The organism is bacterium (assembly GCA_035454885.1).
Classification (GTDB): Bacteria; UBA10199; UBA10199; order JACPAL01.
In genome coordinates, this window is record DATIGE010000045.1 from 19,541 (window position 1) to 41,486 (window position 21,946).

A 21,946-nucleotide genomic window follows, 5' to 3' on the forward strand; every position below is an offset into this window, starting at 1 on the left:
CGATCACCTGCGCCGGAAGATCAGACGCTGATACCAGGGCTTCGCCGACATCTCGCGCTTCTGCGGGGCGTTCTTGCACTGCGCGTTGCATGTGTCGCCGGGTTTCCCATTGTTCGCCCCGTGGTCGCATTCCTCGAACCCCTCGACCTTGCCGTTGCCGCAGATTGGAAGCAGCTTCAGAACGGCCTCGGGCTTGATTTGAACCATGGGAGTCTGTTCCAAGACCGTCCCGCCTCCGCTCGGCGCCGGGGCCTCCAACTGACAGATCCCGCTGCATCCGTCGCCGCTGACGGTGTTGGCGTCGTCGCATTCCTCCGGAAATTCTCCATTACCATTGCCACAAATAGGATACCATGAGGCGCTTGGAGCCGTTGCTTCATAGGCTCCGATATCGGCGCCTGCTACGCCATCCCCGTTCCCGTCCACGGAACGGACGTATCCTCTTTGATCCCCGGCAATCCCGATCATCCCAGACAGGACATCCGCGGCGTCGATGGCTGGGCTTCCAGGTAAGAGGGCGTAAGTTTCCGTGAGTCCGCCATTGTTAGCGAGACCTTTGGGATCAAAAAGAGGATCCGCAATCAAATCGTACGGACCTGACACGCAAGTAGCGTCGTCATCGAGATTGTAGCCTTGCGAAAAATACGCCCCGCCAGACACGCAGTTGCCGCCGGGACCGTTCTTTGCAATCGCGGAATTCCGTAAAGTCAACAGAGCGGCAGCGCCGGAGGACGAGAGGCCGGCCCCCTGCGGAGAAGTGTTCTCCGCTATTGTCACGTGGTAAAAGGTCGCAAGAGCGGCATTGTCAGCGCCGCCGCCGTATCCCTGAGCGGAGTTCCGGGCAATGGTCGAGTTTACCATCAACATGCTCGAACTATTATGAACCCCGCCGCCCGCGAGATGGGCTGTGTTATCGTTGATCTGGGTGTTCGTAATAATCAATTTCTTCCCCGCATGGTGAATGCCTCCCCCTAAACCGAGACCTGGGCCCGCCTGATTGTTTGCGATGACGCTGTATTGAACTGACAAGGCGCCTCCCTGAGGAGCGACCGCGATGCCGCCACCCGCATCCTTCGCTTGATTGTTCGTCACGTGACAGTTGATGATCGAGAGAGTGCCGGGAACGGTCAGGGTGGCGGCGGGTCCGGTGAAAAGGATGCCGCCGCCCATCGAGTCGGAATGACCGTTCTGAATCGTCATCGAGCTGAGTACAACATCTCCCGCACCATCATTTCCCGAGACATGAAAGACTCGCGAGGCGCCGCCCCCGTCGACCACCGTCAAATTGAACCCCGCCCCCTCGAGTGTCAGGCTTTTCTTGATCGTCAACTGGCCCTTGGCGGGATCCAAGACGTAGGTCCCCGGCGGAATCTTGATGACGTCCCCGTCGTTGACGGCCGGATGCATCAGCCAGTAGCGCAGCGTCCCCACCGAGCCGTCGTCCGCCAGGTTTGTTACGGTGAACGTCGCCGCGCCCGCCGTCGAACCCCACAAACACGCAAGAATCGCCAAAAGCGACCATGCCTGAATTCTCCCGCCCATAAAAATCCCCCTCCGGAACTGGTGAAGCAATCGCGAGACCAAGGGCATTCGACGCAACCAGCAATCAATTCAGCAGGTTAGAAATCGGTTATGCAAGAAAGTCCGGATTTATTCTCTCATTTTGATAATTCTTATCATTCTGAGAAATCGCAACCTTTGCCGGCACACCGCGATATAGGGCGCCCCCACACCGAAGCCCTCCGGTCTTCGGTGCGATCAGGCTTAAAGATTTGATGAGGAGCTGAACATGTCCGCCATCCCCCCGGCACCCGCCTTTTCGTGGACCAACGTCGCTCAAACGGGCGTCTTTCCCAATCTGGGGGTTGGATCCGTCCGCTATCTCACGGCCGGCATGTCCGAGACGGTCAAAGCCCATGAGGCTTCAACGCTCTACAGTCCCGCGGATACCTATCCTGTCATGGACGCCGGACCCGACCTGGAGAGGACGGAGGAGCGGATCCTGGAATCTTTTCCCTTCTCTTCGGAGCGATCGCCGCATGTGGCCCTCTTCGGTCCCGGCCCCTCGAAAATCGACCCACTTTACGCGCGCCGGCTGATAGATCGCATCCAAAGCCGGTTCGGGAGGCCGTCACAGCTGACCCTGTTTGACAGGGACATGAGAGAGGAAAGTCTCCCTTTCTACGAAGGATTGGACTGGGGAGACCATCGGGCGGATTACCGGTTCGGATCGTCGGGGGAACTCAAAAATGTCCGCAACCTGCGCGCGGACCTGATCCTCGCGTTTCACCCGAATCTTATCTATGACGTCTTGCTGGATACGTTGTCGGAAAATCTCGTCCCGGGCGGCCTGTTTCTCTGGCAGGAGGATTTTTGCCCTTACCAGACAGCCGGCGACTTGGAGGTCATTCTTCAAATGCTGGGCCGATACTTTCCTCCGTCGTTCGAATTGATCCAGGAGCCGATCGCCGGACCGCTCGTGCCGACCTATTTTTCCCGGATCCTGAACTCGCACATCGTCAGCTTCCTGATCCAGAAACAGTAGCCCCGCTGTCCCATTCTGTCACATTTTTCTCGCAACTAGACTAACTGACATGCGATGAGGACCGGAAAGGATAAGAATGTATCCCATTCATTGCCCCGTCGTCAGCGCGCTCGGTCCGGTCATTCATCTCGGGGCCATCGAACAACCGGCGAGCGAAGCACTGAATTTGTTTTCCAACCATCAGGGGGGGCTCTCGGCCCCCCTCATTTCCGCAAGCTGGGCCAGCATAACATCCGTGGGCATGTCGTCGCTGAACATGGCGGACTTCATCTCCTCCATGCGGCGCCTGAACGACGAAGCCGAGGCCCTGGCGGTGCGTTACCGCGAGATCGAAGGTCGGACCCAAAGGGATCCGCAAAGGGATTCTTCGACGCGGATCCAGGCGGCGACTCCCGGTCCGCATCGAGCCCCGACCTTTCCGGGCCTTTCCCTGTCTGCGGCCCTCCTCGACGAAATGCGCCTGAAGGAAATGAGGCTCAATCATCCCTTTCGCGCACCCTCCTCGCCGGCCTCTCCCAGCCGCTCCCGGTGGCACCTCTCCGTCCTGTCCCGTGGACAGGGAGGGCTTTTCATCAACGAGGACGGCCGGGCGATTCATATCCGGCAGGTTTTGAATCAGTCCGTGGTGCTGGGATACGGTTGGTACCATTCGCTCATGCACTATCTCGAATTCGACGCCACTTATACCGCCGGCCGCTCGGTGGCCCTCTTTGCGAATGGGGAGGTCCATCGCACCGACTTCACCATGGATTGGTTCTCCGGTCTCGTCCGCTCGATGATCGCCTTTTACTCCGCCACCGGTGAATCCGTCGACGCCAGAATCCGGATCACCGGCAAGGATGCCAGACACCAGCCCGTGAATTTGCAAGGCTTGGGAACCGAGGCGGCTTTTCTCGGTCGCTCCTTCCGGCTGCTCAGCCTCTCGGACCCCTTCACGATCGAGACGGAAAAGGTGGCGGACGGCTTCCGCGACAGGAATCTGAGCGCGGTCAGCGCCGCCGTGCCCTTGGCGGAGATCCGTCACGAGATCGAGGGGAACGAATTTCGCCTCCGAAGGAGCTACTACCGTCTGCCCAAGAGCGCCGTCATCGGGGAGACGGACCTGCCCGACGAGATCCGGACGAAACTCCGCTTTTCGCGCCCGTCCCCGACCCGCTCCCCGTCCCGTCCTTGACCCTTCGGGTATGATTTCCTAAGCTGGAAATCATCATGACGACACAACGCGAATCTCCATGGCTCATGAGGACCTATTCCGGACACTCGTCCGCCAAGGCCTCGAACGAGCTCTATAAGACCAACCTGGCGAAGGGCCAGACCGGTCTCTCCGTCGCCTTCGACCTGCCCACGCAGACCGGTTACGACTCGGACCACGTCATGTCCAAGGGCGAGGTGGGCAAGGTCGGGGTTCCCGTCTCCCACATCGGCGACATGGCGGCCCTCTTCGACGGCATTCCGCTGGAAAAGATGAACACGTCGATGACGATCAACGCGACCGCGGCGTGGTTGCTCGCTCTTTATATCGCCGTTGCGGAAAACCAGGGCGGCGACGTGAAGGCCCTTCAGGGAACCACCCAAAACGACATCATCAAGGAGTATCTCTCGCGCGGCACATACATCTTTCCGCCCGAGCATTCGCTCCGCTTGATCGGCGACATGATCGCTTTCACGGTCCATCAGGTTCCGAAGTGGAATCCGATCAACATCTGCAGCTACCACCTTCAAGAGGCGGGGGCGACGCCCGTTCAGGAGATCGCCTTCTCTCTCTGCACGGCGATCACGGTCCTGGACGCCGTGAAGGCCTCCGGCAAGGTCGAGCCGCAGCATTTTTCAAAAGTCGTCGGACGCATCTCGTACTTCGTCAACGCCGGCATCCGATTCGTGGAGGAGATGTGCAAGATGCGGGCCTTTGTCCGCCTGTGGGACGAGATCACCAGGACCCGTTACGGCGTCGACGACCCCAAGTACCGGATGTTCCGCTACGGCGTGCAGGTGAACTCGCTCGGCCTCACCGAAAGGCAGCCGGAAAACAACATCGCGCGCATCATCTACGAGATGCTGGCCGTCACCCTCTCCAAGGACGCGCGCGCGCGCGCCATCCAACTCCCGGCCTGGAACGAGGCCCTGGGTCTCCCCCGCCCCTGGGACCAGCAGCTCGCTCTCCGGATGCAGCAGATCCTCGCCTACGAGACGGACCTGCTGGAATACGGCGACGTCTTCAACGGCTCGAAGGTCGTCGACGCGAAGGTGGACGAGTTGGTTTCCGGCGCCAAGAAGGAGATCGAAAAGATCGAATTGCTCGGCGGATCCCTCAAGGCCATCGATTATATGAAACAATCGCTCGTCGCCTCCCACGCGGAGAGGATCCGGAAGATCGAGGCCGGCGAGATCAAGATCGTGGGCGTCAATTGCTACGCGGAATCCGAGAAATCCCCCCTCACGACCGGCGAGGACGGCGGGTTCATGAAGGTCGATCCCAAGGCGGAACGGCAACAGATCGACCGCCTGAACGCCTTTCGCAAATCGCGGGATGAGGGAAAGGTGAAGAAGGCCCTGGAAGACCTGATGGCCGCGGCCAAGAACGACAAGAACATCATGCCCGCCTCGGTCGGGTGCGCGCACGCGGGCGTCACCACCGGCGAGTGGGCCTTCGCCCTCCGCGAGGTTTTTGGCGAATACCGGGCGCCCACCGGCGTGGGCGGCCAGCGATCGGCCGACCCGAACGCCGAGGCCTTCAAAGGCCTGCGCCAGAAGGTGGAGGATAAAAGCAAAAAATTGGGCGGCCGCATCCGCATGCTCGTGGGCAAACCCGGCCTGGACGGGCACTCCAACGGCGCCGAGCAGATCGCCGTGCGCGCGCGCGACGCCGGTTTCGAGGTCATCTACCAGGGCATCCGTCTCACGCCCGAACAGATCGTCGCCGCCGCGCGTGACGAGGGCGCGAACGTTGTCGGCCTCTCCATCCTCTCCGGCTCGCACAACGAGCTCCTGGCCGACATCATGGAGAGGATGAAAAAGGCGGGACTCGGAAAAATCCCGGTGGTCGTCGGCGGCATTATTCCCGAATCCGACAAGCCATACCTCCAAAGACTGGGCGTCGCGCGGGTCTATACGCCCAAGGACTTCGAGCTCAACCGCATCCTCTCCGAAATCGCCGACCTGGTCTAGCCTTGACGCGAACCCCAGCGCTCGACTAGACACGAAAGCTCATTTTTCGGCCCCCCTTCCCGGGGGCTGTTACGTCCAGCCAGGATGGACGTAACGGAAACAGGAGGCCCCATGGCGAAGGACATTTACGAACTCGGCGAAATCCCCCCCCTGGGCGAGACCCCCAAGAAGATGTACGCTCAGGTGGTCCGTCAGGACCGTTTCGGCGAGCCCAAGAATGCCTTCCAACGGGAGGCCGTCGAGATTCCCTCCCTCGAACCGGACGAGGTCCTGGTCTACGTCATGGCCGCGGGCGTCAACTACAACAACGTCTGGGCCGCCCTGGGCGTCCCCGTCGACGTCATCAAGCCGCGTTCAAAAGATCCCTTCTGGAAGGACGAGAGCGGTTTCCACGTGGGCGGGAGCGACGCCTCCGGCATCGTCTGGAAGGTCGGGAGCGCCGTGAAGAACCTCAAGGTCGGCGACGAGGTCGTCGTCCATTGCGGCCAGTGGAAACAGGACGAGGCGTCGGTCAAGGCCGGCATCGACCCGATGTATTCCCCGAGCTTCCGCATTTGGGGCTACGAGAACAACTGGGGCAGCTTCGCGCAATTCACCAAGGTTCAAGACCACCAGTGCCTGCCCAAGCCCAAGCACCTCTCGTGGGAGGAGTCCGCGGCCTACATGCTGGTCGGCGCCACCGCCTACCGCATGCTCCACGGCTGGCCCGAGCACAAGGTCCGGGAAGGCGACGTCGTCCTGATTTGGGGCGGCACGGGGGGATTGGGCTCGATGGCGATCCAGATCGTCAAGGCGGCCGGAGGCGTGCCCATCGCGGTGGTCGGCGGCGACGACAAGATCGAGTTCTGCAAAAAGCTCGGCGCCAAGGGCGCCATCAACCGGAAGAACTTCAACCATTGGGGCATGCTCCCGCACTGGAAGGATACGGAAAAATACAACCAGTGGGCCCAGGGCGCGAAGTCCTTCGGCAAGGCCATCTGGGACGTGCTGGGCGAAAAGAAGTCCCCGCGTATCGTCTTCGAGCACCCGGGCGAGGAGACCGTTCCGACGTCCATCTTCGTCTGCGACACCGGCGGCATGGTCGTGATCTGCGCCGGCACCTCCGGTTACAATGCGACGATCGACCTCCGCTACCACTGGATGCGCCAGAAGCGTTTCCAGGGTTCGCACTTCGCCAACGACGACCAGGCCAAGGGATTCAACGACCTGGTCCTCGCGAACAAGATCGACCCTTGCCTCTCTCAGACCTTCGAATTCGCCGAGACCGGCACATGCCATCAGCTCATGCGGGAGAACAAGCACCCCGCCGGCAACATGGCGATCTTGGTCAATGCGAAGAAGAAGGGGTTGAAGAATCTCGACGAGACGATCAAGGCGCAGATGAAATAATGGCGTAGGGTCGATCCTCGTGATCGCCCGGTGCTACAACAAGTCCCCGATCGGAACCGACGTCGAATTCGGCAGGCGCTTCAAGTCCTCCAACTTCATCGGGTCCACTTCCCAAGCCGGAATGCCGACGCTTGAGAGTTGGTTGAGCACCGGCCCCTCAAGATCGCCGGCCCGGCCGTAAATATCGGGGTAAACGACCACCGCGTCCTCCAGGACCGTCACGCGCTCATAGACGACATCCACGGGAATCTTTTCCTTGAGAGGCACGAAAAAGCTCTCCCAGCGGCGGGCCTCGTACTTGGGCCGCAGCGTCTCATCGGTCTGGTCGGAAAACTTGGACTGAAAAAACCACGCCAGCTCGACGGCGTCCTTTCCCTTCATGCGCATGCAACCGTGCGAGGCGGGGGTCCCCACCGTGTATTCCTTGTTCGTCGCGTGGAGGTAGATGTCGCCGCCCAAGGACATTTTCACCCGTCCCAGGGGGTTGCCCGGCCCAGGCGGCGTCGGTTTTTCGTTTTTTGCCCAGTCCGACGGGGGCGGATACCACCACGGGTTCCAGGTCACGTTGGAGAGATAGCGTGGCCCGACCGGCGTGCGGTAACGGTTCGACCCGACGGCGACGGGATAGACCTTGATCAACTTTCCCATCTCATAAAGAAAGAGCCGCCGGGCCGGCAGGTTGATGGTGATCCGGTAGTCGGAATTCTCTTCAACGTCTTCGCCGGTGGGGTCGGAGAAGGCGGCTTCGATCGCCTCGTGGGGCAAAAAGGGCATCCAGGAAAGCCTCTCGGCCTTGGCTTCCCGGGCATAAAAACTCTCGGCGGAAACGATCGAGGGCAGGAACAGCGCACCCAGGAGCAAGAAGGCGGTCCATCTCATACAACTGGTAATGATACCAAAAACCGGGTTTTTCGTTGACTTAATTTTACCCGGCTGAGTACAACGGACGCCTTCCACGAGAAACAGAAGAGGAGATTCGTTATGAAAATCAATAAGATCGGAATCCTCGGCACCGGCACCATGGGTCACGGCATCGCCCAGGTCGCCTCCTGGAGCGGTTTCGAGGTCTTGGTCAAGGACGTGAGCGAAGAGCGCACCAGGAAGGGCGTCTCGCTGATCGAAAAGAATTGGGGGCGATTGGTCGAGAAGGGCAAGGTCACGCCCGAGCAGGTCGGGAACGCCAAGAAACTCATCAAGGTTTGCACGAGCCTCGAAGAGCTGAAGGACTGCGACCTCATCATCGAAGCCGTCACCGAAAACATCCAGATCAAGAAGGATCTCTTCGCCCAGCTGAACGGCGCCATCAAGAAAGAGGCCGTCTTCGCGACGAACACGTCGTCGATTTCCATCACGCTGCTGGCCGCGTCAAGCGGGCGTCCCGACAAGTTCGTCGGCATGCACTTCTTTAACCCGGTTCCGCTCATGGCCTTGGTGGAGATCATTCGAGGGATACAGACTTCGGACGACTCCTACCAAAGCGTCTTTGACGTCGCGAAGGCCCTCGGCAAGACGCCGGCGGCGATCAAGGACTCGGCCGGTTTCGCCGTCAACCGCCTCCTCCTCCCGCTCATCAACGAGGCCTTCTACGTCCTCCAGGACGGAATCGCGGACGCCAAGACGATCGACGAATGCATGAAGCTCGGCGCCAATCATCCGATGGGCCCCCTCACCCTGGGAGACTTCGTCGGATTGGACGTGACCCTCGCGGCCATGGAGGTCCTCCATCACGATCTCGGCGATGACAAGTACCGGCCCTGCCCGTTGCTGCGCAAATACGTCGAGGCGGGTTGGTTGGGGCGTAAAACCGGGCGCGGGGTGTATGATTATTCCGAACAAAAATGATATGTAAGAGGGGCGAATACAAGATTCGCCCCTACACATGCCATTATCCCCTCGCGAAAAGTCGAACATCACCCGCTGGAACGGCCGCCAAAAGCCGTTTTACGAGGTCTACTACGTCAAGGGTTGCGACACGGCCCAATCGGTGGGGATCTGGCTGCGCTACACGATCCTGTCATCCATCGACCGCCCGCCCGAGGCCTCGGTCTGGGCGATGCTCTTTGACGCGAAAGACCCGTCCCGCAACGCAGCGATCAAAAAAACGTATCCGCTCCAAAACGTCCGCATCGAGAGGGACGTCTTTTATTTCGCCGCCGGGCCTTCGGCGATCTTCGACGATGGCTGCCGGGGCGCCGTCGAACAGGACGGCCATCGCGTCTCCTGGGAGTTGAAATTTCCTCCTCACGACCGTCCGGAGCCCCTCTGGTACTTTCCCAAACCGCTGTACAAGACCGCCTTTCCCAAGACGAAGTTCGTGGTTCCGTACCTCTCGACCTCGCTCTCCGGAGAGTTTTCCTGGAACGACCGGAGCTGGGTCTTCGGCCAAATGCCCGCCCATCAAGGGCATCTGTGGGGCACCGAGCACGGCGAGTCTTGGATCTGGGCGAACGCGAATACCTTCGACGACCCGACGTTCTGCTTCGACGGTCTCTCGGCCCGGATCCGGTTGGGGGACAGGACATCGCCTCCCCTCACCCTGCTTTTCTTTCAATGGGAGGGGCGCCTCTACCGGTGCAATTCACCCGTCCAATGGTGGACCAACCGGAGCGCGGGCGAGCTCGACCGCTGGCACTTCGAGACGATTTCGGATGATCTCATGTTCGTCGGCGATTTCCACACCGTCCCCGAACGCATGATGGCCGTCCGCTATCAAGACCCGGCGGGCGGCGAGCGTTTTTCGCACCACACCGAGCACGCCACCGCGAAGATCCAGGTCTTTGGAAAAACGAAGTCCGGATGGGAGACGATCAAGACGGTCACCGCCGAACGGTCCGCAGCCTTCGAGGTCGTCCGCCGCGAGCACGATCCCCGCGTGAAGCTCCTGCTGCCGTGATTTTCCTCTATTCCGAAAACCAATTCTGGGGATTTTTCGCGAATTTCTCGATCAGGCCGCGATCTTGAGGGGCAATCCGTCCCGTCTCTTCCGCCTCGTCCAGGAGGGCCTGCAAATTCGTCAGGGTGTGAAGCCGGCAGCGCTCCCTCTGAAACGCGTTTTTGGCGAAGGGGAAGCCGTATGTGAAGATCGCCACGCAGTCGTCGGCCTTGAGCCCCGCCTGTCGGAGCGCGCGGACGGCCTCCAGGCTCGACTGGCCCGTGCTGACCAAGTCCTCCACGACGAGCACGCGGTCCCCCTTGCGGACCTGCCCTTCGATCCGGTTGCCCTTGCCGTGCGTCTTGGGGCTCGCGCGCACGTAGAGCATGGGCACTCCGAGCCGGTCGGCCAGGATGGCGGCGTGGGGGATGCCCGCCGTCGCGATTCCGGCCACGGCGTCGAATTTGAAGTTCTTGACGAGCTTGAGGAAGCCTTCCATCACGCGGTCGCGCTCCTTCGGGTGCGAGAGGAGGAGGCGGTTGTCGCAATAGATGGGAGAGCGGATGCCCGAGGCCCAGACGTAGGGTTTCGAGGGTCGGAGCGCGACGGCCCCGAGCTTGAGCAGGACTTTCGCAATCTTATTGGACGACATCACCGGCCTCGATGACGTCCTTGCCGTCGAAAGGAGGACTGAAGACCACGTAGACCGCCGCCGGTTTCTTGGACTCGTTCCTGAACGCGTGCACGACGCCGCGGGTGATCGTCAACACGTCGCCCTCCTTCATGCGGATCTCCTGCCCCCCGAACCAGAAGGTCCCCCGCCCCTTCAGAAGCATCACGGTCGCGTCGTGCTTGGCATGCGTGTGGAGCTTTTCCGCGGTCCTGATCCAGACGAGATGGGCGCTGACGTGTTCGTTTCCTCCGATGTTCTTGATCAGCACGGGCCCCGTCCATTCCTCGGACGCCGGGGCCTTCAGGGACTGTTTCAAATCGAGCTTTTCCAGCGTCCTCCCCTGAGGAACAAAGACCCCGTTCGCGGACGCCGTCGAGGAGGCGATCAACAAGGCGGTGAAGAATAAGGCGCGGAGTGTGGACATGACCCGAGACCTATACTATTCTTTCATGCGCCCTCAACTCATTTATGAAGGAAAAGATCCTAAAAATTCTCCCCGAGGTCCGCAAGCCATCGCGCTACCTCGGCAACGAGAAGAATGCGGTCAAGAAGGACCTTGCGCGCGTCGACGTCAAGGTCGCGCTCTGCTACCCGGACACCTACGAGATCGGCATGAGCAACATCGGCCTGTCGGTCCTCTACCACCTCCTGAACGACCGGCCGGACATCGCCTGCGAGCGCGTCTACGCCCCCTGGACCGACATGGAGGCCAAGATGCGTGAGCACGACCTGCCGCTCACGACGCTCGAATCCTCCGAGCCCGTCCGTCGATTCGACGTCTTCGGCATCTCGATCCCTTACGAACTCACCTACACGAACATTCTGACGCTGCTCGACCTGGCGAAAATCCCGTTCTTCGCCAAGGACCGGGATGCGTCTGACCCCTTGATCCTGGGGGGCGGCACGGGCGCCTTCAATCCGGAGCCGGTCGCCGAGTTCTTCGACGCCATCGTCGTGGGCGACGGCGAAGAGGCGATTCTCGAGGTCTGCGAGGCGGTCAAGACGTTCAAAACCAATAGGCCCGAATTGTTGAAACGATTGGCGCGGATCCCGGGCGTCTACGTCCCCTCTTTCTTCGACGTCTTCTACAACGGCGACGGCACGGTCCGCGAGATCCGTCCCCTTCTCGAAGGCTACGCCGGCGTCAGGAAGCGCACCGTCTCCGACCTGAACGCCGCTTACTTTCCCGACACGCCCATCGTCCCCCATACCAAGGTGATCCACGACCGGATCGGCGTCGAGGTCCAGCGCGGGTGCACGCGCGGCTGCCGGTTCTGCCAGGCGGGCTACATCTACCGCCCCGAGCGCCAGCGATCGCCGGAAACCGTCAAGAGGATCGTGCGGAATCAGCTGGCGGCGACCGGCCTCGAGGACGTGAGCCTGGTCTCCCTCTCCATCGGCGACTACGACTGCGTGACCCCGCTCCTCAAGGACCTCATGGACGAGCACGGACCGAAGAAAGTCGGCGTTTCGCTCCCGGCCACGCGCGTGGAGCAACTGACCGAGGCCATGATGATGGAGATCAAGCGCGTCCGGAAGACCGGATTCACCATCGCCCCGGAGGCGGCGACCGAGCGGATGCGGAACGTGATTAATAAGGGCAACTCCGAGGAAAACCTCCTGACGACGGCCAAGACCGTCTTCTCCAACGGCTGGAGCCTCATGAAGTTCTACTTCATGATCGGGCTGCCCACCGAGACCGACGAGGACGTCGCGGCCATCGCGGAGTTGGGCAAAAAGACATTGGGCATCGGCCTCCAGCACAACCGCCGCGCCGAGATCAACCTGGGCGTCTCCCCCTTTGTGCCCAAGCCGTTCACGCCCTACCAGTGGGCCCCGCAGATCCCCCTGGCGGAATGTCACCGCAAGCTCGACCTCCTCCGGTCGCGCCTCCGCTCGCGGCGCCTGAACCTGAAGCCCCACAAGCCCGAGACGAGCTACCTGGAAGGTGTCTTCTCCCGGGGCGACAGGCGCCTCTCGAGTCTCGTCCTCCGGGCCTGGGAAAAGGGCTGCCGCTTCGACGAGTGGGACGAGGGCCTGCGTTACGAGAAATGGAAGGAGGCTTGGACGGAACTGGGAATCGACCCGGCCTTCTATGTCGAACGCGAAAGAACGCGGGACGAGATCCTTCCGTGGGACCATCTCTTCGTGGAGATGAAGAAGGACTGGCTCTGGGAGGAGTGGCAGGCGTCGCTCAAGACGGAATTCATCGCCGACTGTTCAACGGGGACCTGCACGTCCTGCGGTGTCTGCGACTATTCCGAAGTCCGAAACCGCTCTTATGAACAGCCGGTCCTGAACGACCAGGGCAAGGCCGTGAAGAAGAAGACGACGACGGAGGTCAGGCTGTATCAGATCGAGCCGTTGAAGGACATCGTGGCGAATTTTCGAACAAGCATTGAGAAAAGGACCCCGGTTGCAGGGGCGCCAGGCCTGGCGCCCCTACCCGGAAACACCGTTTCCTACACCTGCACCTTCTCCAAAACCGGCCCCGGCGCGTTCTTGAGCCACCTCGAATTCGTCGACACCCTGCGCCGCGCCGTCTCGCGGGGGGATCTTCCGGTTCGCTTCAGCCAGGGCTTCCATCCGCAGCCGCGCATTTCCTTTGGACCCGGCATGCCGGTGGGCAAGGAGATGTTCGACCAGGAATTCAAACTGGAGTTGGACGCCGCGGTGGACCCGGAGGAAATCCGTTCCCGCCTGAACCGCGAACTGCCGGAGGGCTTTCTCGTCGCCACCGTCAGCCAGGTCCCGGCAAATGCAAGGCCGCCCGCGCGTCCTGAACCGTCGCCGGCGTTCTCCCCCTCTCTCGAACCTTGAGGACCGCCGCCGCCACCAAATCACCGTTCGATTTCGCCATCTCGCCGTTCGGAAGGTAGAAATTGTCTTCGAGGCCCACGCGGATGTCGCCGTTCAACGCCAGCGCCTCGTCGATCAATCGCCATTGATCGCGCCCGATCCCGATCACTTCCCAATGCGAACCCTCGGGGAGATTGCTGGCCATGCAGGCGAGATTTCCGGCCTTGGTGGGGATGCCGCCGAGAACGCCCAGGATCAGCGAAAAATGGGCCGGGGTCTTCAAGACACCCATGTCGATGAACGGCACGGCGTTGGCGGTGTGCCCGACGTCGAAACATTCCAGTTCCGGCAAGGCGCCCGCCTCGTTGATGCGGTCGAGGCAGTACTGGATGTCGCCGAACGGGTTGGCGAACACGAAGTCGTGGTAGAATTTTTTGTTCTTCCTGGAATAGATCGCGTAGTTCATCGACCCCATGTTGAGGGCCCCGATCTCCGGCTTATGGTCCGTAATGTGGACCGTCCGCTCCTGAATCGGCAGGCCGATCCCACCCGATGAAAAGTTCAGGATGACGGGACAACGCTTTCGGATCTCGGCCTTGATCTCGCCGAACACCTTGGACTCCCAACTCGGCCCTCCTTCCGGCGTGCGCGCGTGGATATGAACCACCGCCGCTCCCGCGTCGTAGGCCCGCTTGGCCTCCTCGGCGATCTCCGCCGGCGAATAAGGAATCGCCGGGCATTGTTCCTTTTTGGCGAGCACGCCCGTGAGGGCGCAGGTGATGATGGTCTTGGGGGCCACGATGAAATCCTCCGGAAATCAAAAGATGAACCGCACCCGAAGGGTGTGTGACAACACATACCCGGGCTCGGCCCGGCAGGTCAATCAAACCGACACGAACCCTTTGTAATTATCATAATGATAAACTGATCGTTTTGAGAGTGAAAATCACACCGGGTCGAAATGGGGTGCGTAAAAAAAAGACCTCTTATTTCAACGGATTAGGCCTTATCGACCGCGCCGGATTTTATGGCACTCATCTTGCTACTGCCCGGAGTGGGAGGAGTTCCATGAAAAAAATCTTGAGTCTTGTGGTCTGCGCCCTCTGGCTGCCCGTCGTCGCGTCATTGGTTTTGGGCGCCGGGGGCTGCGCCGGTTCCCCCGACGAGGCCACGATCAAGGCATCGGGCACCACCAAGACCCCTCCCACCGGTGACACCTCCGGCCCGACGGCCGGTGCGGGAGAAAAAGAAGAAGTCATCACGCCGACGGGAGAGACAACGACAGGAGGGGCGACCACGGGTGGCACGACATCAGGGGGCGGCAGTGGTGAAACGACCACCGGCGGCACCGGAACTCCCCCGACCGCCTGCGGCGACGGGAGCCTCGACCCGGGGGAGGGCTGTGACGACGGGAACGTCGCCGGCTCCGACGGTTGCGCCGCCGATTGCACCGTGGAAACCGGCTATACCTGCACGGGGGTCCCCAGCGCCTGCGCCGCGATTCCGCCCCCGGAGAAGACTTATTGCAACCGGTACGCCTTCGTTTCCGACCGCGTGGGTTCGGCGGCCGAAAACCTCTTTCTCGCCAACGACTGTGCGGGAGGGGCCGCACCCCTTCAAATTACGAAGAACGCCAAGGAATCATTCATCTGGAAATTCCAAGGCGGGCCCACGTTCAATCATGATGGCACGAAAATCGCCTCGGACTTTTTTGGCATGGTCATGTTGCTCATCATTCCCGTCCCGCTGGGAGGTACCACGGGCATCTATGACATCGTCGCCTCCCCGCCCGCCTTAAGTTATAGTCTCGATCTCGACGCGAACGACGACGGAAGCGGAGATTACATTCCTCGGTATCTGAAATGGAGCCAGAATGGGAACAAGTTCGCCTTCCTCGCCGGTCAGATTCCCGTCTGCGGCAACAACATCCGGGAAGGCTACGAACAGTGCGACGACGGCAACACGACATCGGGCGACGGCTGCAGCGACCTGTGCACGAAGGAAAACGCGCCGTCCGACGAAGAGCCGTCCAAGAATCAATTTTTCGTGAAGCAAATCCGCATGGGCACCAATCCCGAAAACATCGGCCCTGCGAATTCGAGGATCCTTGTCCCCAACAACGCCCAAGGCACGCTCGACTTCAATGAGGTCACGTGGTCCAAAGACGGCCACCTCGTCTTTTCCCGTAAGGATGGCGACGAAAAGTACGATCTTTATGCCACCGATCCGTCCCAGGATTTGGGATTAACCGTTAAGATCGAAGGCATTAACTTTGATGGGACCGACGAGACCGACCCGTCGTTCGCCGTCGGGAGCGACAAGCTGCTGTTTGTCCGCGACGGCGACATTTGGTCCTGCGATTTCAAGGTTTCGGCGACCACCGTCGACTTCACGATGCCAACGGGTTTTTCGCAGAGCTGCTCCTCCGTCATGGGAACACAAGTCTGCTTCCCTTCAGGCGTAACCACGTCGACGACCAGCATCCCGGTCAAGACCTACCGTTGCGAGCATCAGACGCAGATCACGGACAGAAGCGGCGAGGCCAAGGACGCGCATCCGTGCTATTCCTACGACGGCAAGTACATCTTTTTCGCATCCAACAAGCCTCATGGAAGCGGCGGCGCGGAGAAGGATTGGGAAATCTGGCGGATCAACGCGGACGGGTCGGGGGAATACAATCTCACGAACAACACGGCCGACGAGGACGAAGTCGCCTGCTCGCCCGTCCATGGCCCGGAGGGCAAACCGGCGATCGCTTACCAGTTTTACATCTCGCCCACCAAAATGTACCACTACATGCCCGTAACGCCCACAGGCCCCTAAGAGATCACAGCATAAATTTGTCACGTCGCAACAAGCCCTCCGGGGGACGTCAAGCCTTTGACGCTTCCCTTTCTCATCTTGAAAATATCCCGAGGAATTTCAGAAATTTGACCATATATGGTCACAGTCTATCACAAGGGAATCATATTATGGATTCGTAGGTTAGCGACTTATCCCCAGACGACGCCTCATGGCATTCCATTTGCTAACTGCAAGGGAACAAGGGGGGACTCATGGCCACCATTCGCGGAGCCAAGAACTATTTCGTCTACCTGATCGCTCTCATCGTGACGGGAATCTTCTCATTTCTGGGATTCAAGGGGCCGTCCTGGGCCAGGGCCGCCACCGGCGCCAAACGTCAGGCCGCCGGGGCGACTCGGGATGCCGAGGACTCGCCGTCGGTGGCCAGGGCCGTCGCCGCATCAGGCCCCCACTCCAAGATCCGCGGCACCGGCGCCAAGAAAAGGGCGAGCCGCACGGGCGCCAAGAAAATCGCTTCGAGAAAGTCTGCGAGGGAGAGGACAGCACACGTGTCCTCCTTATAGGACCTCAGGAACGGGGCGCTCCGTGAACTGCGACGCGGGGCGCCCATCCTGGGCTTCACATTGGCAAAGCCAATGGTCGCCCAATATCGGGGCGAGATACCGCTCTCGCCCCGAAGGCCCCACATCTGATTATTCCCCAAATTGTTTCTCGTGCTTAACTCGCCAGCTGAATCCAACCTAAAAACCTGAGTCCTTTCAATGCACTCCTTTGGGCACGCCTCTTGCTCTTCATCCCGGCAGGAGGAAGTCATGAAGAAGCTATTTGTCCTGTTCCTGTTTGCCGCCGCCGGGTTCGGCTGCACGTACGCCAAGACGTCGCCTGCGCAGTTGAGAGACATGCAACTGCAGCCCGAGGCCGGACAGGAAACGTTGCCCGAGGCCGTGACCGATGAGGCCGGCGATACGATCGTCCCGGAAAACACGTCGCCCGAGGTCGCCGGGACGCCGACCGAAACCGATACGCCATCCGACACCGATACGCCGACGGAAGACGAAGGCGCGGATTCTCATTGTCCGACGGGTTGGGTCTCACAAGGAAATCCCTACCTCTGTTGCCGGATCGGCGATCCCCAGACGTGCATGTTCGTCGATCCCGGTCCCGGCGGCGGCGACAAACCCACCGTCGGTGGTATCTTGCCCGTGGACGGTGAGATTGTCGTTGATCCCACCCCGCCGGATGAGCCCACGCCTCCGCCCCCTCCCGGTGGCGGCAGCTCGGGCGGCGGATACGACGGCTCCAACGGCATCGGCTGCCACTTTCAAGGTCCGACCGGCGGGAGGAGAATGCGCCAGACCGTCGGGACGCACAACGAAGCGGATGACATCCTGAGTCAGAACAATTGCGTCATGCTGTAAGAGAAAGAAGATCAAACCGGAGCCACCCCATGGCGCTTCTTGGGCCATGGGGTGGCCTTGTTTTGCGCGAGTTCCAATGTCCTGACGATCCACCGCTTGGTCTCCCTCGGGTCGATGATGTCGTCGATGTAGGCCGCCCCCGCCGCCTTCTCCAGGCTGATCTCCTTCTGAAACATCTCCACCAATTGCTTCCTCGTCTCTTCGGGGTTGTCCGATTCCTCGATCGCCTTCCGGAAGATGATGTTCACCGCTCCCTCCGCCCCCATGAGCGAGATCTCGCCCGAGGGCCAGGCGACGATGCCGTCGGGCTCGTAGCCCTTGCCGCACATCACGTAATAGCCCGCCCCGTAGGCCTTTCGGATCACGACCGTCAGCTTGGGGACGCTCGCGCGCGACACGGCGTAAAGCATTTTGGCGCCGTGTCTAATGATGCCCTGCTTCTCCACCTTGGAACCGACCATGAATCCCGGCACGTCTTGGAGAAAGAGCAGCGGGATGTTGAAGGCGTCGCAGAGATTGATGAAGCGCGCGGCCTTGTCGGCGGAATCGACGTCGAGGACGCCGCCCATCACCATCGGCTGGTTGGCGACGATGCCCACCGGTTTGCCGCAGACGCGCGCCAATCCCACGACGATGGTTTTCGCGAAGCCTGGTTTGATCTCGAAGAACCGGCCATGGTCGACGACCTTCTGGATGACGGCCTTCATGTCGTAAGGCTTCTTGGGGCTGTCGGGCAGGATGTTCAGAATGGATTCATCCACGCGGTCGTCGGGGATGTCCTCATCGTAACCGAAGCCTTCGCCTCCGGCGCCGGTTGAGAGCGGCGGCCTTTCCTCGCAATTCGACGGGAAATAGCTCAGATATTCCTTGATCGCCTGGATGCACGCCTTGTCGTCGGCCGCTTCCAGGTCGCCGACGCCGCTCACCTCGCAATGCACCTTCGAGCCGCCCAGGTCCTCCATCGTGATGTCCTCTCCGATGACGACCTTCACGAGCGGAGGCCCGGCCAGCGCCATCGAACTCGTCCCCCTCACCATGGGCACAAAGTCGGCGAGGGCGGGAACGTAGGCGGTGCCCGCGGCGCAAGGCCCCATCATGGCGGCCACCTGCGGGACGAACCCGCTCATCTTGACCTGGTCGTAGAACATCTTGCCGCTCTCGGCGAATTGCGAGCCCGCGAGCTCCTGGATTCGGGCCCCTGCCGAATCGAGAAGCCAAACAAAGGGAATTTTCTCCCGGATCGCCAATTCGCGGAGACGATCGACCTTGCGTTCCTGCGTGTAACCGATCGAGCCGGCCATGACCGTAAAGTCATAGGCGGCGCAAGCGACGAGCCGGCCCTGAACCTTGCCGTAGCCGGTGATGCAGCCGTCGGCGGGGGTGTACTTGCCTTCCATGGAGGGGTGCTGTGATTGATGGTGCCCCAAAATCCCCAACTCGACGAAGGTCCCCTTGTCAAAGAGGAGGTCGACCCGCTCGCGGGCGGTGAGCTTCCCGGCCTTGTGCTGTCGGGCCACCTCCTCCGTCCCGCCCATCTGTCGGACCTTTTCCCGTTTTTCCCGGAGGGATTCGGACAATTCTTTCAGGTTCGCCATAACGCTCTCCTTAGTCCATCGACTGCGCGAGTTTTTCGACCTTTTCGAACATCTGGGGAATCGTCTGCGTGGCGCCCATCCGCGTCACCCACTCGGGGACGTTGCCGCCTGGGTCCGCCTGGTCATCGTAGCGGCTGACGGTCTCCTCCGGATTCACGCCGGGGACGAACGTCCAGCAGCCCTGGGCCGACTCGATGTTACCCGTGACGAGTTCCCAGCATCTCTTGTACTTGTGTTCGGCCGCCTTGGTTTCGTCCTGGACGGTCCGGATCACGTACCAGCGGTTCTCGACGGGAAACGGCGTGTTGAGAACCATGAAGACGAGCCCGCCCCACTTTTGACCTTCCCGCCTCGGAACGGCGACCTTGTATTTCTTCGCCACGGCGCGGAGCTTGTTCGCGTTCCTCGTCCCCGCGTTTTTCAGGCCCTCGACGCCCTTCTCCGTGATGAAGAAACTCTCCAGGACGTGGGGCATGAAGGTCGCGTAATCGTTGAACCGGATGATCTGGGACCAGATCTTTTCCGGGGAGGCGCGGAGAACGCCCTCCGCGATCACCTGCGACGGGCCATCGGAACGGATATCGTGCGTGACCTTGACGGGCGAGGCGTCCACGGCCGATGCACCCATCACGAAGAGCACCGCGAGGAGTCCTGTTTCTGTTCTCATAGAACCTCCAATCCTAACGTCGAGAGGACCGAATCGATGAACTGCCTTCGAAATCTCTGGGCTATCTTTTTATTCAGGATCGTGTCGCCCATGCAGGCCTTCTGGGCCGCAAAGTCCGCGAAGGGAACCAGGAGCGAACCGTACATGGAGAGCAGCATCGCCTCCGGATCGATCTTGCGGATCTTCTTCTCCCTCATGAGCGACTTCATTTGTTCCGAGACCTGGCGAACGATCGGCAAGATGTACCGGTCGCGCAACTCGGCGATGAAAGTCGGCTTTTCGAGGTCGCCGTAAAGAAGGATCCGCGCGTATTCGGCGTTCTCGATGAAAAAGTCGTGAAACCGGCCGAGATGCGTCTCGATGTTTTCTTTCAAATGGGCCGCCGGATTATCGAAGATCCGGGCGACCAGGCCCATCAATTCTTCGATCACCCGCTGATACACGGCCTTGAGGAGGTCTTCCTTCCCGCCCCAGTGATAGTGCAGGCCGGCGATATTGACCCCCGCCAGGTCCGCGATCTCGCGGGTGGTCGTGCCGTTGATCCCCTTTTGGGAGAAGAGGGTCGTCGCGGCCCGGAGGATGGCCTCGGAGGTGTCGGGGCTCGGATTCTTGGCGGCCTTGGATTCATTCATATGATGTAATCATTTGATTAAATCATATGACTTACCATGTCAAGTTTCTTGTCGGGGGCGGAGGCGCGCATTCAGACGCCGAAAGCGGAGCCACGCTTGGAGGGCTATCCAAAGCATCCGGCCTTGCTTGACCCTTTGCCATGGGCTCAACCGGCGCCAGCGGTCCAAGACATCGCCGACCTCCTCGACGAACAAGCCCAGGGCCTCATTTCTTCCGGACGCCTCGAGTTCCAGGGCCATCACATCCCGAATCCGGCTGTCGAGGGGGGTTTCGGAATAGAACCGGGCCAGGGCTTGAAAATAGCCCTCGAAGTGATGAATCGCCGCGCCGGAGCTTTGCCTGCGGACGGACTCGATCCGCACCCGGGCGTCCTCCAAGTCGCCTTGGGCCAGGGACTTTTTCAGGAGTTCCACCATCAAGCCCAAATGGGCCATGTTCGGGGGAAGGGGCGCTACGGGCTCCGGCGCCTCGAGCGTTTTTCGCCGGGCAATCTCCATCCCCACCTTGAGAGCCTCCGCCGCCCACGCTCCGGAGACGACCGCGTCCCCGTAGGTGTCGTAACCGGCCCGGACGAACCCCTTGGCCGCCGCCTCGATCTGCGGCCAGAGCTTCCGTTGCAGATCGTCCGATCGGTACAAAATCTCTTGCCAATGACCGGCGTACAACGGGGCGGCCTCCTCGATATATCGCGCGATCTCGCGATGACTTCGAACGCGCGTCATCCCGCCGGCACGATAGTCGATGATCGGTTCTTGAAAGGCAAAACTCCGGCCGACCGTCCCCAGAACCTCGCCGGCGGGCGCGCGAAAAGCCGGATCGATCGCCTCCCCCCGCAGGTCGCAGAGGGCTCCATAGCTGGCGGAGAGGCCCACCACGTAGGAGACGAGTTGAGAGGCGGCTGGGACGGGGCTTCCGATCATGGCCCCGTCATCGTCAAGCGCCCCGTTGAGTTGCGGCCTCTTCAACGCCGAGGGCCCTCCAGGCCCCCGGAAGCCCAGAAAGACACATTGATTACTGCTTGCCCCTTTCGCGCCAACTTTGGACAGTTTTTTGAGAATGATTACGTCGGGCAAATCACGCAAGCCCTTGAAGAAGCCATCAGGAGGCTCTGTCCGCTGAAATTACCGCCGCAAGGCTGGAGCGCGTATTTCCTGGGGGAAGAAGATGATGACTTTCGTGTTGTTTGGTCTAGGACAACCCCATCCTCTTCGCGATGATCTCTTTCATCCCTTCCTATCCATTCTCACAAAACTCGCCGTCGACCACACGCGTGCAACAACTCTTGCTCCCTCGGGACGATCGCTAACGACGCACAAGCAAGGAGAACTTCTATGACCGTCACCTTCCCAACCCTTCTTCCCCAGGCGATCGCCCCTTCCCTCCAG

The 21,946-nt window shown here is 60.7% G+C and carries 19 protein-coding genes; 10 read left to right on the forward strand and 9 right to left on the reverse strand.

All coding sequences use genetic code 11. The features are described 5' to 3' along the window. Nucleotides 1–3: 3 nt before the first annotated feature. The gene (locus VLJ37_08170; GenBank protein ID HSA59645.1) at nucleotides 4–1,542 is read right to left on the reverse strand and encodes a choice-of-anchor Q domain-containing protein; all 1,539 of its coding nucleotides are present in this window, start codon (nucleotides 1,540–1,542) and stop codon (nucleotides 4–6) included. A 247-nt stretch (nucleotides 1,543–1,789) separates the two neighbouring features. On the opposite strand from VLJ37_08170, the gene VLJ37_08175 reads away from it, so the two are divergent. From VLJ37_08175 to ccrA, 4 genes are all read left to right on the forward strand, one after another. Continuing rightward, a complete protein-coding gene (locus VLJ37_08175; GenBank protein ID HSA59646.1) occupies nucleotides 1,790–2,545 on the forward strand; it encodes a hypothetical protein in 756 nt (251 codons plus the stop codon). A gap of 76 nt (nucleotides 2,546–2,621) precedes the next feature. Continuing rightward, nucleotides 2,622–3,719 carry a hypothetical protein gene (locus VLJ37_08180; protein ID HSA59647.1) on the forward strand — a complete coding sequence of 366 codons (1,098 nt, stop codon included), beginning with the start codon at nucleotides 2,622–2,624 and terminating at the stop codon, nucleotides 3,717–3,719. A 35-nt stretch (nucleotides 3,720–3,754) separates the two neighbouring features. Further along, nucleotides 3,755–5,710 carry a protein meaA gene (locus tag VLJ37_08185; GenBank protein ID HSA59648.1) on the forward strand — a complete coding sequence of 652 codons (1,956 nt, stop codon included), beginning with the start codon at nucleotides 3,755–3,757 and terminating at the stop codon, nucleotides 5,708–5,710. 111 nt (nucleotides 5,711–5,821) lie between these two features. Next, nucleotides 5,822–7,099, forward strand: coding sequence for a crotonyl-CoA carboxylase/reductase (ccrA, locus tag VLJ37_08190; protein HSA59649.1), 1,278 nt, complete (start codon nucleotides 5,822–5,824; stop codon nucleotides 7,097–7,099). Nucleotides 7,100–7,132: 33 nt separating this feature from the next. Here ccrA and VLJ37_08195 read toward each other — a convergent pair whose 3' ends face one another. Further along, a complete protein-coding gene (locus VLJ37_08195; protein HSA59650.1) occupies nucleotides 7,133–7,978 on the reverse strand; it encodes a L,D-transpeptidase in 846 nt (281 codons plus the stop codon). 102 nt (nucleotides 7,979–8,080) lie between these two features. Between VLJ37_08195 and VLJ37_08200 the strand changes: the two genes are divergently transcribed. Both VLJ37_08200 and VLJ37_08205 read left to right on the forward strand, forming a co-directional pair. Then, nucleotides 8,081–8,941, forward strand: a complete 861-nt coding sequence (locus tag VLJ37_08200) for a 3-hydroxybutyryl-CoA dehydrogenase (protein HSA59651.1) — start codon at nucleotides 8,081–8,083, stop codon at nucleotides 8,939–8,941. A gap of 37 nt (nucleotides 8,942–8,978) precedes the next feature. Then, nucleotides 8,979–9,992 (forward strand): hypothetical protein, encoded by a 1,014-nt coding sequence (locus VLJ37_08205; GenBank protein HSA59652.1) that lies wholly within the window; start codon nucleotides 8,979–8,981, stop codon nucleotides 9,990–9,992. Between the two features lie 7 nt (nucleotides 9,993–9,999). Here the strand turns inward: VLJ37_08205 and pyrE are convergent, their stop codons facing one another. Together pyrE and VLJ37_08215 are read right to left on the reverse strand one after the other, a co-directional pair. Beyond that, complete coding sequence (pyrE, locus tag VLJ37_08210) at nucleotides 10,000–10,623, reverse strand: orotate phosphoribosyltransferase (GenBank protein ID HSA59653.1); 624 nt, start codon at nucleotides 10,621–10,623, stop codon at nucleotides 10,000–10,002. Continuing rightward, entirely contained in the window at nucleotides 10,610–11,068 is a 459-nt protein-coding gene (locus VLJ37_08215) for a cupin domain-containing protein (protein HSA59654.1), read from the reverse strand. The genes pyrE and VLJ37_08215 overlap by 14 nt, the downstream gene beginning before the upstream one ends. 44 nt (nucleotides 11,069–11,112) lie before the next feature. On the opposite strand from VLJ37_08215, the gene VLJ37_08220 reads away from it, so the two are divergent. Continuing rightward, nucleotides 11,113–13,464 (forward strand): TIGR03960 family B12-binding radical SAM protein, encoded by a 2,352-nt coding sequence (locus VLJ37_08220; protein ID HSA59655.1) that lies wholly within the window; start codon nucleotides 11,113–11,115, stop codon nucleotides 13,462–13,464. Here VLJ37_08220 and VLJ37_08225 read toward each other — a convergent pair. After that, a complete protein-coding gene (locus tag VLJ37_08225) occupies nucleotides 13,385–14,242 on the reverse strand; it encodes a 3-keto-5-aminohexanoate cleavage protein (protein HSA59656.1) in 858 nt (285 codons plus the stop codon). The genes VLJ37_08220 and VLJ37_08225 overlap by 80 nt on opposite strands. A 269-nt stretch (nucleotides 14,243–14,511) precedes the next feature. On the opposite strand from VLJ37_08225, the gene VLJ37_08230 reads away from it, so the two are divergent. The 3 genes from VLJ37_08230 to VLJ37_08240 all read left to right on the forward strand — a co-directional run bounded on the left by VLJ37_08230 (nucleotide 14,512) and on the right by VLJ37_08240 (nucleotide 17,666). Next, nucleotides 14,512–16,266: a DUF4215 domain-containing protein gene (locus VLJ37_08230; protein HSA59657.1), complete on the forward strand. Its 1,755-nt coding sequence runs from the start codon at nucleotides 14,512–14,514 to the stop codon at nucleotides 16,264–16,266. 233 nt (nucleotides 16,267–16,499) lie between these two features. Next, on the forward strand, nucleotides 16,500–16,811 hold the full coding sequence (locus VLJ37_08235) for a hypothetical protein (GenBank protein ID HSA59658.1): 312 nt from the start codon (nucleotides 16,500–16,502) through the stop codon (nucleotides 16,809–16,811). Between the two features lie 249 nt (nucleotides 16,812–17,060). Continuing rightward, nucleotides 17,061–17,666, forward strand: a complete 606-nt coding sequence (locus tag VLJ37_08240) for a hypothetical protein (GenBank protein HSA59659.1) — start codon at nucleotides 17,061–17,063, stop codon at nucleotides 17,664–17,666. A gap of 11 nt (nucleotides 17,667–17,677) precedes the next feature. On the opposite strand, the gene VLJ37_08245 is transcribed toward VLJ37_08240, so the two are convergent. From VLJ37_08245 to VLJ37_08260, 4 genes are read right to left on the reverse strand one after another with little or no spacing between them, the layout of a single operon-like run. After that, entirely contained in the window at nucleotides 17,678–19,261 is a 1,584-nt protein-coding gene (locus VLJ37_08245; protein HSA59660.1) for an acyl-CoA carboxylase subunit beta, read from the reverse strand. A gap of 10 nt (nucleotides 19,262–19,271) precedes the next feature. Beyond that, on the reverse strand, nucleotides 19,272–19,928 hold the full coding sequence (locus VLJ37_08250; protein HSA59661.1) for an SRPBCC family protein: 657 nt from the start codon (nucleotides 19,926–19,928) through the stop codon (nucleotides 19,272–19,274). Next, a complete protein-coding gene (locus VLJ37_08255) occupies nucleotides 19,925–20,560 on the reverse strand; it encodes a TetR/AcrR family transcriptional regulator (protein ID HSA59662.1) in 636 nt (211 codons plus the stop codon). The genes VLJ37_08250 and VLJ37_08255 overlap by 4 nt, the downstream gene beginning before the upstream one ends. Nucleotides 20,561–20,599: 39 nt before the next feature. Then, nucleotides 20,600–21,526, reverse strand: coding sequence for a hypothetical protein (locus tag VLJ37_08260; GenBank protein ID HSA59663.1), 927 nt, complete (start codon nucleotides 21,524–21,526; stop codon nucleotides 20,600–20,602). Nucleotides 21,527–21,946: the final 420 nt, after the last annotated feature.